At 57.5% G+C, this 15,460-nt stretch carries 15 protein-coding genes; 5 read left to right on the top strand and 10 right to left on the bottom strand.

The features are described 5' to 3' along the window. Nucleotides 1-94: 94 nt before the first annotated feature. The 4 genes from HS103_01180 to HS103_01165 form a co-directional block, all read right to left on the bottom strand. Nucleotides 95-910: an HAD-IIA family hydrolase gene (locus HS103_01180; protein ID MBE7511415.1), complete on the bottom strand. Its 816-nt coding sequence runs from the start codon at nucleotides 908-910 to the stop codon at nucleotides 95-97. Further along, complete coding sequence (locus tag HS103_01175; protein MBE7511414.1) at nucleotides 903-1,769, bottom strand: DUF1028 domain-containing protein; 867 nt, start codon at nucleotides 1,767-1,769, stop codon at nucleotides 903-905. The genes HS103_01180 and HS103_01175 overlap by 8 nt, the downstream gene beginning before the upstream one ends. Nucleotides 1,770-1,942: 173 nt before the next feature. Beyond that, nucleotides 1,943-3,625, bottom strand: a complete 1,683-nt coding sequence (locus HS103_01170; GenBank protein MBE7511413.1) for a glycoside hydrolase family 3 protein — start codon at nucleotides 3,623-3,625, stop codon at nucleotides 1,943-1,945. After that, a complete protein-coding gene (locus HS103_01165; protein MBE7511412.1) occupies nucleotides 3,622-4,470 on the bottom strand; it encodes a response regulator transcription factor in 849 nt (282 codons plus the stop codon). The genes HS103_01170 and HS103_01165 overlap by 4 nt, the downstream gene beginning before the upstream one ends. Nucleotides 4,471-4,891: 421 nt before the next feature. On the opposite strand from HS103_01165, the gene rpsB reads away from it, so the two are divergent. The 3 genes from rpsB to HS103_01150 all read left to right on the top strand — a co-directional run bounded on the left by rpsB (nucleotide 4,892) and on the right by HS103_01150 (nucleotide 7,272). After that, a complete protein-coding gene (gene rpsB, locus HS103_01160) occupies nucleotides 4,892-5,731 on the top strand; it encodes a 30S ribosomal protein S2 (GenBank protein ID MBE7511411.1) in 840 nt (279 codons plus the stop codon). 83 nt (nucleotides 5,732-5,814) lie between these two features. Continuing rightward, on the top strand, nucleotides 5,815-6,408 hold the full coding sequence (gene tsf, locus HS103_01155; GenBank protein MBE7511410.1) for a translation elongation factor Ts: 594 nt from the start codon (nucleotides 5,815-5,817) through the stop codon (nucleotides 6,406-6,408). Between the two features lie 111 nt (nucleotides 6,409-6,519). Next, on the top strand, nucleotides 6,520-7,272 hold the full coding sequence (locus HS103_01150) for a UMP kinase (GenBank protein ID MBE7511409.1): 753 nt from the start codon (nucleotides 6,520-6,522) through the stop codon (nucleotides 7,270-7,272). Between the two features lie 145 nt (nucleotides 7,273-7,417). Here HS103_01150 and HS103_01145 read toward each other — a convergent pair whose 3' ends face one another. After that, the gene (locus tag HS103_01145) at nucleotides 7,418-8,713 is read right to left on the bottom strand and encodes a Glu/Leu/Phe/Val dehydrogenase (GenBank protein MBE7511408.1); all 1,296 of its coding nucleotides are present in this window, start codon (nucleotides 8,711-8,713) and stop codon (nucleotides 7,418-7,420) included. A gap of 248 nt (nucleotides 8,714-8,961) precedes the next feature. Here HS103_01145 and HS103_01140 point away from each other — a divergent pair, with 248 nt between their 5' ends. Beyond that, nucleotides 8,962-10,242: an insulinase family protein gene (locus HS103_01140; protein MBE7511407.1), complete on the top strand. Its 1,281-nt coding sequence runs from the start codon at nucleotides 8,962-8,964 to the stop codon at nucleotides 10,240-10,242. A 149-nt stretch (nucleotides 10,243-10,391) separates the two neighbouring features. Here the strand turns inward: HS103_01140 and HS103_01135 are convergent, their stop codons facing one another. The 5 genes from HS103_01135 to HS103_01115 all read right to left on the bottom strand — a co-directional run bounded on the left by HS103_01135 (nucleotide 10,392) and on the right by HS103_01115 (nucleotide 14,743). Next, the gene (locus HS103_01135; protein MBE7511406.1) at nucleotides 10,392-12,044 is read right to left on the bottom strand and encodes a hypothetical protein; all 1,653 of its coding nucleotides are present in this window, start codon (nucleotides 12,042-12,044) and stop codon (nucleotides 10,392-10,394) included. Continuing rightward, a complete protein-coding gene (locus HS103_01130) occupies nucleotides 12,041-12,253 on the bottom strand; it encodes a hypothetical protein (protein ID MBE7511405.1) in 213 nt (70 codons plus the stop codon). The genes HS103_01135 and HS103_01130 overlap by 4 nt, the downstream gene beginning before the upstream one ends. A 12-nt stretch (nucleotides 12,254-12,265) precedes the next feature. After that, nucleotides 12,266-12,679 carry a hypothetical protein gene (locus tag HS103_01125; GenBank protein MBE7511404.1) on the bottom strand — a complete coding sequence of 138 codons (414 nt, stop codon included), beginning with the start codon at nucleotides 12,677-12,679 and terminating at the stop codon, nucleotides 12,266-12,268. An 83-nt stretch (nucleotides 12,680-12,762) separates the two neighbouring features. Continuing rightward, nucleotides 12,763-13,860, bottom strand: coding sequence for an ABC transporter substrate-binding protein (locus HS103_01120; protein ID MBE7511403.1), 1,098 nt, complete (start codon nucleotides 13,858-13,860; stop codon nucleotides 12,763-12,765). Between the two features lie 76 nt (nucleotides 13,861-13,936). Further along, nucleotides 13,937-14,743 (bottom strand): ABC transporter permease, encoded by an 807-nt coding sequence (locus HS103_01115; protein MBE7511402.1) that lies wholly within the window; start codon nucleotides 14,741-14,743, stop codon nucleotides 13,937-13,939. A gap of 202 nt (nucleotides 14,744-14,945) precedes the next feature. Here HS103_01115 and HS103_01110 point away from each other — a divergent pair, with 202 nt between their 5' ends. Then, nucleotides 14,946-15,458: an FHA domain-containing protein gene (locus tag HS103_01110; protein MBE7511401.1), complete on the top strand. Its 513-nt coding sequence runs from the start codon at nucleotides 14,946-14,948 to the stop codon at nucleotides 15,456-15,458. Nucleotides 15,459-15,460: the final 2 nt, after the last annotated feature.

The following is a 15,460-nucleotide window of genomic DNA, read 5'->3' as shown; positions in this document are numbered from 1 at the left end:
ATAATCACCTCAAGGGGGCTTAACCATAGCGCCCTAACGCTGCCCCTACGCCCAACCATAGGGGAAACGAACCCAATGGCGCAAGGTATGTTCGTTACCCTATCCCCCATGCCCGCCCCACCGCAATCAAATCGTCCCCGATCCAATCCGGCGGAGGCTGGCTGGCTTCCGCTTCGGCGCGTGTGCTGATCCCGCTTAAGACCAACGCCGTCCGCATTCCAACCTGTGCCGCCCCCAAAATATCGGTGTCTAGCCGATCCCCAATCATGAGTGTCTCTTGGGGGGCTGTTCCCAAACGCTGAAGGGCGATCTCAAACATAGCGGGGGCGGGCTTGCCCATCAGCAGCGGCGCACATCCGGTCATAGCGCTAAGTGCGGCGATCAGACTCCCTGCGCCGGGGGCGACGCCATCCGCTGCCGGATAGGTGACATCGCCATTTGTGCCGATGAACACCGCTCCGTTTAGGATGCACCGTCCGGCAATTTTCAGTTTCTCATAGGTCACCTGCACATCCAACCCGACGACGACAACCGCCGCCTCCGCCGGATTGAGGACAAATCCCCGCTCCGTAAGCAGGCGGCTGAGGTTCTCGCTCCCTAAGACGTGGATCGCTGTTCCAATCGGATACTGCTTCGCTAACGACTCAGCGGCAACAAACCCAGAGTTAATCACTTGCGAAGGGGTGACGGGAATCCCAAAGGTGGCGATCTTTGCCGCGTGGTCGTCTGGGTTGCGCATGGCATTGTTCGTCAAAAAAAGGTAGGGAATCCCCTCTTTGGCAAGGGCGTGAAAAAACGACGGGGTACCTGGAAGCGCTATCTCGCCCCGCCAGACAACGCCATCCAAATCAAGGGCGACGGCGCGGATTGTGCTGAAATCGAACGGCGTTTCAGGTATGAAATCAGGCACGGAAGCGCGTCCGAATAAAGTTCAGCACAACCGGATCAAGCCGTTCAGGGTGATCATCGGGCGTCCAACGTTCCTCAAGGTTTTCCACGCCGACAAACGCCCAAAACGCCTCTCGGCTTGGCTCGTCCCACTGCCCATGAAGTGCGCCGGTGTAATGCCCTTGTGCGGCGAGGATCGTTTGCAGTTCGGTGGCAAGCGCGGCGTCGATAGGCAAATGGTTTTCCGGCGGCGTTTTATCGAAGTAAAGCGTTCGCAAGTCCATCAGTTCACGCAAGCGGGGTACAGGGTCGGTATGATCATCGACGCGCAGATCAAAGAACCGATCATTATCGCCGCCATACCCGCCGCCCGCTTTCACGACGAGAATCCCCGCGGATTGCCGCCCGCGCTTATCGCCGCCTGCCCGATCTCCGGCGAGAAGCGCCGCATAGAGACGATCTGGCAGCGACCCACTGCTGGCGATATAGGCGTGGGTCATCGCCTCGATCACCCCGCGCCCGGCAAGGATGTTTCCCTGACAGGTGAACCCCTCGCCCACATAATGCCCGGCATAGTCAAAGCATTCCGATCCGGTATGCGCGGCTGCCCCGCCGCGCTGATCGACAATCCCTACTTGGCGATGTTCGGCGTCTTTGTCTGTGCTGAGCAGTTTGGCAAGGGTTTCCTCAGCGCTTAGCCCTGTTGCCAGAAGATCAAGCCCGTTTGGACCAAAACTGACACGGGCAAACGCTTGTGTCGCAATGCCCCCCGCGCCCGCCCGCGCCCAATTGACCACAGCCGCCGCCGCCAGAAATTTACTGGCAACAGCAACGCCCCACATCTGTTCATCGGCGCTGTGCGCCACGATGGAAAAGGTCATAACGCCCCCTCTTACAGCATTTTTCAACGAGATTGACCCCTCAGTGGTTGACACCCCCGCTTATCACCATATACTTGCCAATGGGCAGACGGTGGCGATCAAGAGAAAACGAACGACGCCCGTCCTTCTTGTAAGAAGGCTGGTTGCAGTCCAACCAGTGAGGGTACTGCAAATTACCCAGGGACAACCTCGAACGTTCCGCCTGCTTTCCAACGCCCATAGAGCGCCCCGCATATGGCACGGTAGGCAGGCGGGGTCGGGTTAAAGACCGCCCCATAGGCGCCCGGTGCAATCCCCCGCTCAAAATCATAGGGGTTTGCGAGGGCAATGACTATCGTTTTCTCCGGCGGGAGGGCGTTCACCAAATCAGCCTGTCGCGGATGGCGCTCCATATCGGCAGTAAAAACGATGGTCAGATCAGCTTGGGCGGCGATCTGTGCCGCCGCGCTGATTTGCCCTTCGCTAGGGTCAAGGGCATAGGCGACATTGGCAACCGGCGATCCATAAGCAAGGCACGCCGTGCGCACATCCCCATAGGGGACGGGGTAAAGCCACGCGACGCGCTTTTCAGGCGTCAGGGGCAGCACCCCAAAATCATCATAGGCAAAGGCGACGGTCTGCTCATAAAGTGCCTCCAAGCGGGCGCTGTGATCGGCACTGTTCACCCGCACTGAGGCAGTCTCAGGATCAAGCGGCGTCCAATCCAGCAGCCCATAGCGCCCTTTGAGCAGCAAAATGCGGCGTGCCGAGTCGGTCACTTGGGCGTCGCTCAGAGCGCCCCGCGCAATAGCATCAAGGATCGCCTGTTTCATTGCCAATTGCGCGCTCATATCCAATTTTGGACCAATGGCAAGCATCGTCGCCCCGGCTTGGAGCGCTAAAACGCCCGCACGGGTGGCGGTGAAGTTATCGACCACCGCCCCCATATCCATCGCATCAGTGAGGATCACCCCCTGAAAGCCTAATTCCCCCCGCAGCAGATCGGTGGTGATTGGTTTGGAGAGCGTGGCGGGGAGTCCGGGGGTGGGGTCAAGGCTTGGGACGCTCAGATGTCCCACCATAATCACCTCTGCCCCCGCCGCGATTCCTGCCTTAAAAGGGACGAGATCAATCGTCTCTAAATCACTGCGCGAATGATTCAAGACAGGCAAAAAACTATGGCTATCGCCCGCCGCCCCATGACCGGGGAAGTGTTTCAGCGTGCCAATCACGCCGCCTGTTTGCAACCCCCGCACATAGCCAGCCACCGCGCCGCCCACCCGCTCTGGCTCATAGCCAAAGGTGCGCGGCTCTACAAAGTAGGGGCGTTCGGCGGCGGCGCGGACATCGGCAACAGGGGCGAGGTTTAGGGTCACCCCTACCGCCCGCAGTTCGGCGGCAGCCATCCCCCCCACCACCGCCGCCATCTCCGGCGGCATCGCCCCCAACGCCGCTCCATAGGGAAGTGCGGTGAAGCCTTCACGGAGGCGCATGACCGCCCCGCCCTCATGATCGCTGGCTATCAGGTAAGGGACGCGCCCGCCGCTTTTGAGGGCGACACTCTGCCAAGCGTTGATCACATTTGTGACGAGTTCCGGGCTGCGTCCGTTGGCGCTAAACATGACAATAGCGCCGGGCGTCAAGGTGTGCAGAAAAGTTGCCACATCCGGCGCCAGGGTTGTCCCCGGCACGCTGACCATAAAGAGTTGCCCGACAATTTCCTCGCGGGACATCCGTCCTAAAATGGCTTCCACGCGGGCGGCAAGGGCAACCTCCTCCGTCCCATCATCGGCACGGCTCAGGGGGGGATGTGCCAAGCCATTCCAAAGCACCCCAACGCTAAGGATTAGGCATAGAAGACGGGCAGCACGCTTCATACGGTCTCCTCATTAGAAGTGTTCAGCCGATAGCCAACCCCGCGCACATTGTCGATCAGGTCGGGGTCTTGCCCGGCATCTTCTAATTTACGACGCAGATTTGAGATATGGGGGCGGATTACCTCCCGCGCCTCGTTTTCCTCCACCAAATAGCCGCGCACTTCGCGGACAAGCTCGTGGCAGGGGACAACACGCCCCCGATGGGCGGCAAGGTAAAGGAAAAGATCAAATTCGGTGGGCGTCAGGTTGAGTGATTCCTCGCCAATTTGTATCCGATAGTGACCGGGGAAAAGCGTCAGCGGACCAATGACCACCGTTGGCGGCGGAACGGTGATAGGGGGCGGGGGAACGCCGTTTGAGGGGCGCTCTTTTACCGCTCGTTCCACATCGATCAGCAGCGCCACATTCTGTTTGATTGATTCCAACAGCATTTGGCGGCGGCGAATGTTCATCGCCCGCATTACCCCCCGTGCCACGCTTTGCCGCAGATCGGAATTGCTGACGGGTTTCATCAGGTAATCATGCGCCCCCAACCGGAGCGCCTCCACTGCACTAGGCAAACTGCTGAACCCAGTCATCAAAATGACCACCGCTTCCGGGGAGCGATCCTTGATTCGCGCCAAGAGTTCCACCCCAGAAATATCGGGCATCCGAATATCGGAGATCACCACATCATAAGGACGCCCTTCCATGACGAGCAAAGCCTGTTCCCCATTCACCGCTTCTTCCACATCATAGCCGGCGCGTTCTAACGTGCGCCGAATGGCATAACGTGCCGCCCCATCATCATCCACCACAAGAATTGTTGCATCCTGCCTATCAAGCGTGCTACCACCATCTGTCATTATCACCTATCCATCACTTATTCGTAAAAACACCATTAAGCTGCTGCCAAGATGCATAATCAATCTCAATTATAGCAAAAGGATTAATAGGTTGCCATAAGTATTGTACGATACTGATTGGGATTACGAATCAATACCCAAAGGTGAAAAGAAAGGCAACCCCAAAGAGCATAAAAGGTAGCCCCTTGCCCACCTCTTCTTTCCCCCTCTCCGGCACAGCCAGAGAGAAGAAACCCGTCTTTGGGGAGGCGAATGTTTTCCCCCTTGAAGGACACCCCTCTTTTCGGCTATGATTAGGTGTTTGGGCATTGCGCCCAATCCATATCCACACGCTCCGACTCCGTGCGTGTGTCTGGCACACCTGCTGGATGAACACGGGGAATGACGAGCGTGAACGTAAAACACGAAGGACTATACCACCATGTCTGTTGTCTCTATGAAACAACTCCTCGAAACGGGCGTCCATTTTGGGCATCGTGCCAAGAAGTGGGACCCGCGCATGAAGCCGTACATCTTCGGGGAGCGCAACGGCATCCATATTCTTGACCTTCAGCAAACCCTTTCCAACCTTGAGGAAGTCTACGAACTCGTCCGCACCACTGTGATGGAAGGCGGCACCGTGTTGTTCGTGGGGACAAAGCGCCAAGCTCAGGAAACCATCCAGCAAGAGGCAGAACGGGCGCAAATGCCCTATGTGAACCAACGCTGGTTGGGTGGCACGCTGACGAATTGGCGGACGATCAAGAGCCGCATCGATCAGCTTAAGCGCTTTGAAACAGAGCGCGAAAAGGGCGAAACCCTCATGTACACGAAGAAGGAACGCTTCATTCGTGACCGCATGATCGAAAAACTACAAATTCGGCTCGGCGGGCTGCGTTACATGAAGCGCCTGCCAAATCTCATCTTCGTTATTGATGTGCGCCGTGAAGATACCGCCCTTGAAGAGGCGAATACCCTGAAAATTCCGATCATTGCCCTCGTTGATACGAACTGCAACCCGGAACAGGTCGATTACGTGATTCCGGCGAATGACGACGCGATTCGGGCGATCAAACTGCTGACCGGCAAGATTGCCGACGCCTGCCTTGAAGGGGTTGCCATGCGCAAGGCGCAAGGCGACGACAGCGACGAAACCGCATCCAGCCAACAGGGTGATGGGCGTCGTGGCTTCACAGAGGAAGATGACAACGAGGAGCGTTTGCTCGGCAAATCGACTCTGGCAAAACTGCAAACCAGTTCGTTTGGCGACGACGACGAATAGCCTCCAACGCCCTTGCCAACAGACAAGGGCATATACCCAATCAATGAGCAAAGGAGTTATGTGTGACTGACATCACAGCCGCGATGGTGAAGACGCTCCGCGAAATGACCGGCGCGGGCTTCAATGACTGCCGCACCGCCCTCCAAGAGACGGGCGGCGATATGGACAAAGCGGCGGACTATCTGCGTAAAAAAGGCATCGCCACTGCCGCCAAAAAAGCGGGGCGCAGCGCAGAGGATGGGATCATCCAAACCTATATGCACCATAATGGGCGCTTGGGCGTCCTTGTCGAAGTCAACAGCGAGACCGATTTTGTTGCCCGCAACGACTCCTTCAAGGCATTTGCCAAAGAGCTTGCCCTGCACATTGCCAACCTTGCCCCCCGTTACATCACGCGGGAAGAAATCCCTGCTGAATTGGCGGCGAAAGAGCGCGAGGTGCTGCTTGCCCGTACCATCGAGGAAGGCAAGCCAGCAAACGTTGCTGAGAAGATCGTCGAAGGGCGCATGGCAAAATGGTACGAAGAACTCGCCCTCATGGATCAAGTGTGGCTGCACGATGACAACAAGAAGGTGAAAGAGGTTCTCACCGACCTGATCGCTGAGATCAAAGAGAATATCGTCATTCGGCGCTTTGCCCGCTTCGCCCTCGGTGAAGAAGAATCCAATGGCGCATAGCCACTCCCCCCACGCGGGAGATGCAGTCTAACATTGGCGATGAGGATCAGGCGATCACCCTGATCCTTTTTTTCGCCTGCAACCAATCCAATCGGTGTTTTAGGAGGCAGAATGACCGCACAACCATCACTACAGATCGCGCCCAACGCCCTTTCCACCCGTTACAAGCGTATTTTGCTCAAACTCAGCGGCGAGGCGCTCTCTGGAAAGGGTGAATTCGGGATTGACCCCGACCAAGCCTCGCGGATTGCCCAACGGGTGAAAGCCATTTACGACCTCGGCGTGCAAATTGGCATTGTCATTGGGGCGGGCAACCTGTGGCGGGGGAAACAAGGCGTGGAACGCGGGATGGATCAGACCACCGCCGACCACATGGGGATGATCGGCACGGTGATGAACGCCCTTGCCCTGCGCGACTCGCTTGAACATGTCGCCATCCAAGCCCGCGTCCAAACCGCCATTGAGATGAACAAAGTTGCCGAGCCATACATCCGCCTGCGTGCCATTCGCCATCTCGAAAAGGGGCGCGTCGTGATCATCGCTGGCGGGACGGGCAACCCCTATTTCACAACGGATAGTGCGGCTGCCCTTCGTTCGATGGAAATTGATAGTGAAGTGCTGATCAAGGCAACCAAAGTAGACGGCATTTACGACAGCGACCCGCGCAAAAACTCGCAAGCGAAACGCTTCACAACACTCACCTTTCGGGATGCCATTGAGCGCCGCCTAGAGGTGATGGACACTACCGCCTTTACGCTCTGCATGGAAAACAATATGCCCATCCTCGTCTTGGATTTTTGGAAAACGGGCGACTTAGAGGCAGCCATTATGGGCGAATCGGTGGGGACGCTGGTGAGCAACTGACCTGAGGCGATGGTTAGCGGCACGCTGCCCTTGCCCAAGCGAAGGGGGGATTTCCCCTACCTTGTGGGGGCGTGCTAAGGGATGTCCAACGGGCGACCACACGGGGTCGCCCCTACCCTTTCTTTACCCCTTCAACAGGTCCTAACTACGGGTAAATCCCCCGTGTGATCGTCGCCTGTGCAACACGGTTGATCGCTGTGATCTGCGCTGCTGTGCGTAGGTCTACGTGGTATTCCTCTTGGGTGGCAACCACCGCTTCATAGGCGTTGATCAGGATGCGCTCTAGACGGCGATAGACCTCATCTTCGTCCCAGAAGTATTCTTGCAACCCCTGCACCCATTCAAAGTAAGAGACCGTCACCCCGCCAGCGTTCGCCAAAATGTCGGGGACGATCAACACGCCGCGATCCGTCAAAATGTCGTCCGCTTCGGGTGTCGTTGGACCGTTCGCCCCTTCCACAATCAGCTTTGCCTTGATGTTGTTGGCGTTCTTCTCGGTGATCTGTCCTTCCATCGCCGCCGGAATCAAGACATCGCAGGGAAGTTCCAGCAGTTCGGTGTTGGAGATGCGTTCAACATCCGTCGTGTACCCATCAAGCGTCTTACGCGTGCTGCGGCGGATGTGTTCGCGCATGGCGGGGATGTTCAAGCCGTTGCTATTGTAATAGCCGCCTGATACATCGCTGACGGCTATCACCTTGAACCCTAATTCATAGGCGCGATTTGCGGCGTTCGCCCCCACATTCCCAAAGCCTTGAATGATGACGGAAATATCTTTCGGGCTGCTGGTGATTTTCTTGTGGCGGAGCGCCTCTAACATGCAGACGATCACCCCGCGTCCGGTGGCTTCCTCGCGCCCAAGCGAGCCGCCAATGTTGATTGGCTTGCCCGTGACCACCGCTGGCACAGAATAGCCAACGGTCATGCTGTAGGTATCCATCATCCATGCCATTGTTTGGGCATTCGTCCCCATATCCGGGGCGGGAATGTCAATTTTTGGTCCGATGAGCAGGATAATTTCCGAGGTGAAGCGCCGTGTGAGACCGGCAAGTTCAGGGGTGGAGAGGTCTTTCGGCTCAACAATCACGCCACCCTTTGCCCCGCCGTAGGGTAGGTTGACAAGGGCGCACTTCCACGACATCCACATCGCAAGAGCGCGTACTTCGTCAATGTTGACATGCGAACTGTAGCGAATACCGCCTTTGGAGGGACCGAGGACGGTAGAATGGTGAACGCGGTAGCCCGTAAACACGCGGATGCTCCCATCGTCCATACGAACGGGGAAATTTACCGAGAGTTCACGACGGGGCCATTTCATGAATTCGGTCAGACCGTCTTCCAACTTCAGATGCGACACAGCGCGATCATATTGCTGTAAGGCGGTAAGATAGGTGGGGTCGGCTGTTTTATGAACCGACGATAAAACAACATTCGCAACCATTGAGGGGGACTCCTGTCAGTAAGTATGATGAACTATCTGATGATCTGTTGAAAGACCATGTGCGACGTTAAAGATGGCAAATAAACTCTTTGCCCTCGGGACAACCTTACGGCAAACAAGGTTTAGTTAAGTATAGCCGATACCGCGTTTTGCGGGATAGGGTGAGTCCCTGTTGTTTGGGACTCCCCCTTCCGCATCCGCGACCCATCTATAAAGTGATGTTAGAGATCGAAAGACACACACTGACAATGACTGACCAAACCGCCACACACGCCCTTCCCGGCTCACGGGATATTTTCGTCCGCGATCTGCCGAATGGGATCACCGTTTATGTACGGGAAAATTTTGCCGCCGAGTCCGTCGTTATGGCGGGCTATCTTGAGGCGGGGAGTGTCTTTGATCCCCCGGCACAGAGCGGCTTAGCAGATTTCGTTGCCTCGGCGCTGATGCGCGGGACGCAGCGGCGCACCTTCGATCAGCTTTACGAGACGCTCGATGGCTTAGCCGCCCGTTTGGGCTTTTCCAGCGGGATCAACACCCTCTCTTTCAGTGGGAAATGCCTTGCCGAAGACCTGCCCACCCTCTTGGAGATCGCCGCCGATGTCCTCATGCACCCCGCTTTTCCCGACGACCAGACCGAGCGACTGCGTGGGGAATCGCTCACTGGGTTGAAAGTGGCGGCACAAAACAGCCGCCTCGTTGCCTCGGAAAATGCGACGCGCTTTCTCTATCCGGCGGGACACCCCAATTCCTTTAGTCTTGCCGAAGAAACAGAAACCGTGCGCACCCTGCGCCTTGACGATCTACGGGCGTTCCATGCGCGGCATTACGGCGCACGGGCGATGAAGCTTGTGATCGTCGGTGCGGTGAAGGGAGAGGATGCCGTTCGTTTTGTGGAGGATGCGCTAGGGGCATGGGCGAATCCTGACCAGCCCGCCCTTCCGCTCATCCCTCGTGCCGAGCCGATAGTGGCGATTCAAGAGCGCGTGACGGCGCTCCCGGGCAAAACCCAGACCGATGTGGTCATGGCGTGGGTCGGTCCCGAACGCGCCGCGCCGGATTACACGGCGGCAAGTCTGGCAAACAACATCCTCGGCGTGTTCGGGATGATGGGGCGCATCGGGAAGGTGATTCGGGAGCGGGAAGGCTTTGCCTATTATGCCAACAGCCGCTTGGGGGCGTCTCATGTCCAGACCCCCTGGGTGGTGACCACTGGGGTTGCCCCGCAGAACGTCCGGGCGGCGGTTAGCCTGATGCAAGCGGAAGTTGCCCGCTTCTGTGATGAACCGATCCGTGTCGAGGAATTGGCGGATAGTCAGGCGAATTACACGGGGCGTTTGCCACTGGCGTTGGAAGGCAACGAAGGGGTAGCGACGATGATTCTGACGATGCTGAGCCATAACCTCGGTTTGGATTACCTCTATGGCTATGCCGAGCGGGTGAACGCGATCACGCCAGAGGAGGTCAGCGCGGCGGCGCGGCATTACCTAAACCCAAACGCCTATGTGCTTGGCATTGCCGGCGCGTAACCTCGGGTCTCCCGCCCCTCTCGCACACGGAGGGCAGCAGGGGACACGGCACGCCGTGTTGGCATGGGAATATTAGCCGGCACGCCGTCGAATCGCCCCAATGGGGTTTCGTAGGGGCGCCCCCTGGGCGTCCGCCCGCCCCACCAACATCACGGCTTGGGGAATAGCACCGTGTACTCGTAGCCATTCATAGGGATCACCGCCCGCACCGCATAGGCGCGATCCACCGCCGCCAAAATGGGCGGGGGGTAAAACTGCGCCCGAAAGATTACCGCCGCAAACGCCTTTGCCTCAATCATCCCCACCAGTTCGGCGGGATCGTACAGCCCGTTCGCATAGAGATTCAGCAGTTGCGTCGGGTTCGTCACAACGGGTTTGCCCAAGTGAAAGCTGAACGCCGCTTCCTCGCTCAGTATCGGGCGTGGGTCATTCTGGGCGCGGATCAGGGCGAGGATTTCCTCGCCGTGCGCCACATCCTCCGCCGTCGGAATCTGCCCAATCGTCGCATAGCCCATCGTCCAGCCCGCCCCATCGTAGAAATGGGGAAATTTCGTGTTGCTGCTCATGTTGAGGGCGCGGGCAATATCCCCCACCATAGGCGCATTCAGCGGCAGTTTCACGACGGCAAGCCCGTAGAGGACGAACAAACTGAGCGCGGCAATTCCCAACAGCGGCGTGAAAATTTGCGCCAAACGCCCGATCCAACCACCAAGCCCAAGCCGCCCCAAAAGCCGCGCCACCCGCACGGAGAATGCCGGCGGCAGGCGCCACTCCCGCCCAAGACAGCGCCCCGTAAACAGTCCGGCGAGGATGCACATGGCGGCAATGCAGGTGGCAAAATAGCTATCCCCCGCGCCCCACTTCCCCGCCAGCGTCGTTCCCGCCGCTGAGACGACAAACCACACGCTGTAAATGGACAACCGCTCTAGGTAGAGTTCGTACACCACGAACACGCCAGCAAGGATCAAGAGCGCCCCGTGCAGCCCCCAAAATTGGCGCAGCAAGCCCGTGTACTGGCTGAACAGGTAATCGTTCACATTGGCGCTGATGATGTTGATCCACCACTGATGCCCCGTGCTGGCGTCAATGAGCAGAAACAAGCCCCCTGCCACCGCCGCAAAGCCGATCCCATAAAGAACCGCCCGCCGCACCCCGCGCAGCAATAGCCAGCCAAAGACAGCAATGCAGGTGAGGATTGCCAATTGTTTCGTGTAGCCCGCCGCCAGCAAAAGCGCCAATGCGATCAGGATCAGGCGGCGTTGGCGGCGTGGATTTCCCTCGTAGGCGGCGATTCCGCCGATGAGGATGACGGCGACGGTTTCCAGCATGACCATGAACAAATGCTGCCGAAAGAGGGGCGCAATATGATAGACGTAATTCGAGGCAAGGAAGGCAAGCCCACTCAGAAGGGCGACCCCCTTCTGGCGCGTCTCGCGCTGGACGGCATAGGCGATGGCGGCGGCGGCGATCAGCCCGGCAAGGATGCCCGCCAAGCGTCCGTACCAATACGCCCCGCCAAAGAGCTTGGCAAAGGGAATCAAAATCACGTGGTAGAGCGGCGGGTAATTGCTGGCGTAAAAGGGGAAGGTGTTGTTATCGCGGTAGGGACTCTGCCCCTGACTGAGCAGAAGGGTGTCGTTCAGTTCAAAGCCCTCGCCCTGATCGTAGTCGAAGGGGAACGACAGCAGCGAGACGCCATAGACAAGGTAAACGATCAGATGCCCGATCATCAGCAGAAGCGCCGCCCCAAGCGCGATCCGCGTCCCCCACCGCCGCCACAACGAGCGCTTTTCCGTCGTCATGCCGGGCGGTTTCCAAAGGGAATCAGCGAAAGCCCAACGAGGATCACCGCCCCACAGCCGATCACTGCCAACTGCTGTGTGGGACCGAAATCACCCGCCCCGCCGCGCAGCCGATCCAAGAGCAAGACGCCGCCTAAACCGACGCCCCCGCCGAGGACAAAGAGAATCCCCAAGAGGCGTTTCGTAATGATCCAATCGGGTGCCGGCATGAGGGAGAGTGCCTACTCGCTGTCCAATTTGTCAATGACAAGGCGCAGATTGCGCACCTTCACCTCTTTTTGTTTCCAATAAATCTTGGCGATGCGTCGGTTGCTCATCAGCGGGGAGGTTTTCGCGTTCGCCATGATCATCCCCAAAAGGAGGCTGTTCAGATCGTTTTCCGACTCGTGGCAAGAGAACATGAAGCGGTCAACCATCTCGCCGCTGGCGAGTTTTTGGGCGGCGCTCAGCGTCGTCCGGGCGGGGTTGGTCTTTGTCGGCGAGGACTCCGCCCACATAATAACAATCGGTTTTTGGAACAACTCCGCCATCGTGGGGCGTTGGGGGTACTGCTCCATGCCCCACACCCGTTCATGATATTGAACGAGTTCCATGAAGTTGGGATCAATCGGTGTAGAGGTATTTTTTGCGCTCATAAGGGGCTATTGTAACGCATTTCAAAGCAGATGCATGGGGAATGCCCTCTCCCACTGAAGAGGGAGAGGGCTAGGCTGTCGGTCTATTCCCCGCCCGGGGTCACTTCCACCGTTTGCGGCTCATATTTCTCACCCTTCAAGTCAAGGTCGGGCATGTCTTTCATCAGCCCTTCCAATGCCTTCGTCACCAAGTCGGTGCGGTAGGCGTTCTCTGGCTCTTTGGTGATTACCTTGCCCTCAAGGGCAACCTTCACTGTTTGCGCCCAGAGCGCCTCATCCATGACACCGATACCTGCTGAGGATGGCCAAATTAGCTTATTGATCTCGTTCAACTGCCAGGTCATATGACCCTTGCCAAGTGTGGGGCCATTTTCCAACACAATGTCCACACATTCTTCAAAGTTGTCACGACAGAACACCCACCCGCGAATCGAAGCGCGGATGAACTTCACTGCCGTTTCCTCGTTCTCGGCAAGGTAGCTGCCGAGGGCGAAGATATGATCCTGCAACATCGCCGTGCCAACATCGTTGTAGTCGATCACGCTCAGTTCTTCCGGTTGGTAAAGTTTTCCCGTCTCCGGGTTTACCTGCTCCAAAACCTGCGCATATTCGTTGTAGGTCATCGCCTGCGCCGCGTCCACTTCCCCATTGAGAAGTTGCGACATATCGAACGATTGGTTGACAATCGTCACATCATCCGCCTTGTCGGGGTCGATTCCGGCGGCGCGAAGGGCAGCAAAGACCTCATGCTCGTTGCCAAAGCCCCACGTCCCCACCTTTTTCCCTTTTAGGTCTGCCACGCCCTCAATGCCCGCATCGACAAAGGAGACTTGGAGAGTCCCGCTCCGTTGGAAAATCTGGGCAATATTGACTAGATCAGCGCCGCCCTCGCGGGAGGAAAGGACTTTCGGCACCCAGGCAATCCCGAACTCTGCCCCGCCCGACGCAACCACCTGCTGGGGGACAATATCAACTGCCCCTTCAAGGATGGTCACTTCCAAGCCTTCCTCGGCATAGTAGCCCTTCGCGACGGCGGCATAGTAGCCGGCAAACTGCGATTGGGCGACCCATTGCAATTGCAACCGTACTTTAATTGGGTCTTGCGCCTTCGCTTGTCCAAACGCGCCCACCCCCACAAGGGATAACACAACAAGCAAGGTCAACATACGACGCTTAAGCATAGCTTTTTCTCCGTAACACAGTGTTCGATCCGAATTCACGGGAGTCTCACCCGAAAATTCCAACATACGTCTCCGCTCACGTCCGCTCCGCTGCGCGGAAGGAGACATGCCAGGGCATGATCAACCGTTCGGCAAGGTTCACCAGCGCATAAAAGGAAAGCCCAATGATCGATGCCATGATAATCCCCGTCCACGCCCGCGCAAAATTGAAGTTGGACGCCTCTTGGGTGATAAACACGCCCAACATGACGCGCTGCCCGCCGAAAAATTCTGCCACCACTGCCCCAATCGTACTGAGAGCGCTGGCAACGCGCAAGGCACTGAACATATAGGGCAGGGCGTTTGGAATACGCAGATCGCGCAGGATGCGGCGGGGGGTTGCCGCGTAGGACTGCATCAGTTCAAGTTGGCGGGTGTCGATCAAGGTCAGCCCGCGCACCGTGTTGATCATCATCGGGAAAAAGACGATGATCGCCACAATCGCCATCTTCGAGGCTGGATTTTGCGTCCCAAACCAGTTGTTCATAACCGGCGCAAAGGCGATGATCGGGACGGAATTAGCGGCGATAGCGAAGGGCATTGCCGCCTCGCTGAGGATTGTCCATCGCGCCGTGAGGAGGGCGGCGATCACCCCTGCTGCGCACCCCAACACCAGCCCTCCAAACGCCGACCACAGCGTAGCAAGGCTTGCTGCAAAGAGGATCGACCCTTCTCCGGCGGTGGTCGCTAGGCGGATTTCGTTCAACATCGCCTGAAGGATCACCGAAGGGGCGGGGAGCAAGAACTGCTGGATATTCAGCAGCCGCACGGCAAGTTCCCACACCACCAAGACACCAGCGGCGATCAGAATCGTAGGGAGGTAGTAGCGTAGGCGGGCGATCATGGTGACTATGGGATGAACCTATCGAACGAATGGCACAATGGTACGATTGTACCCTGTTGCTGCCAATTCGCTGCAAGTCGTCCTCTGTGGGAGGATCGCTGCTGTTGCGCACTTGTTAAGCGCCCCTCTCTGCTGCCTATGGTAAAATAGGGAGATGAACTCATTTTGTCCTTTTGGATTCAGAGAAACTAGGTAGCACGGCATGACGCAACAGGAATGCCCGAAATGTGGGACAGCTATCCGAGGGGATCGCTTAGTGTGCGATAAATGCGGCACACTACTGTTTGATCCAAAGGCAAGTACAGTCCATTTGCGTGTAGACCCCGCCATTCTAAAACTGCGTCGCAAGGCAGAGCGCCAAACCGGACAGCTTGCGCTTGGCACGGCTGTTGGGATGCAAATTCGAGGTTTGGTGGTGCGCCTTGAGTTTGAGGAGGGGACAGAAGTCGTTATGGGGCGCATCGACCTTTCTAACCCTGATTTTTCGCGCTTTGATCTCACCCCCTATGGCGGGCATGAGCGCGGCGTCTCCCGCGAACACGCTCTGATGCGCTATGGCGAAGGTAAGCTGACGATCACCGACCTTGCCAGCGCCAACGGGACGATGGTCAACCTGCAAAAACTTGCGCCGGGCGAGCCGACCCTGATCAAAGACGGCGATGAGATTATCCTTGGCAATTTAGCAATCAAGATCATCATGGAGGGGCAGGTCTAAAC

Source organism: Anaerolineales bacterium, assembly GCA_015075625.1.
Classification (GTDB): Bacteria; Chloroflexota; Anaerolineae; order Aggregatilineales; family UBA2796; genus UBA2796.
Note: the sequence above shows the minus strand (reverse complement) of the source record. Positions and strands in the feature narration are given on the sequence as shown.

Excerpts from the sequence above, each read along its gene's own strand:
- HS103_01175 (MBE7511414.1), bottom strand. The coding sequence starts at position 1,769 with ATGACCTTTTCCATCGTGGCGCACAGCGCCGATGAACAGATGTGGGGC.
- HS103_01165 (MBE7511412.1), bottom strand. The coding sequence starts at position 4,470 with ATGACAGATGGTGGTAGCACGCTTGATAGGCAGGATGCAACAATTCTT.
- HS103_01170 (MBE7511413.1), bottom strand. The coding sequence starts at position 3,625 with ATGAAGCGTGCTGCCCGTCTTCTATGCCTAATCCTTAGCGTTGGGGTG.
- HS103_01140 (MBE7511407.1), top strand. The coding sequence starts at position 8,962 with ATGACTGACCAAACCGCCACACACGCCCTTCCCGGCTCACGGGATATT.
- HS103_01120 (MBE7511403.1), bottom strand. The coding sequence starts at position 13,860 with ATGCTTAAGCGTCGTATGTTGACCTTGCTTGTTGTGTTATCCCTTGTG.
- HS103_01125 (MBE7511404.1), bottom strand. The coding sequence starts at position 12,679 with ATGAGCGCAAAAAATACCTCTACACCGATTGATCCCAACTTCATGGAA.
- HS103_01130 (MBE7511405.1), bottom strand. The coding sequence starts at position 12,253 with ATGCCGGCACCCGATTGGATCATTACGAAACGCCTCTTGGGGATTCTC.
- HS103_01135 (MBE7511406.1), bottom strand. The coding sequence starts at position 12,044 with ATGACGACGGAAAAGCGCTCGTTGTGGCGGCGGTGGGGGACGCGGATC.
- HS103_01145 (MBE7511408.1), bottom strand. The coding sequence starts at position 8,713 with ATGGTTGCGAATGTTGTTTTATCGTCGGTTCATAAAACAGCCGACCCC.
- HS103_01110 (MBE7511401.1), top strand. The coding sequence starts at position 14,946 with ATGACGCAACAGGAATGCCCGAAATGTGGGACAGCTATCCGAGGGGAT.
- tsf (MBE7511410.1), top strand. The coding sequence starts at position 5,815 with ATGGTGAAGACGCTCCGCGAAATGACCGGCGCGGGCTTCAATGACTGC.
- HS103_01115 (MBE7511402.1), bottom strand. The coding sequence starts at position 14,743 with ATGATCGCCCGCCTACGCTACTACCTCCCTACGATTCTGATCGCCGCT.
- rpsB (MBE7511411.1), top strand. The coding sequence starts at position 4,892 with ATGTCTGTTGTCTCTATGAAACAACTCCTCGAAACGGGCGTCCATTTT.
- HS103_01150 (MBE7511409.1), top strand. The coding sequence starts at position 6,520 with ATGACCGCACAACCATCACTACAGATCGCGCCCAACGCCCTTTCCACC.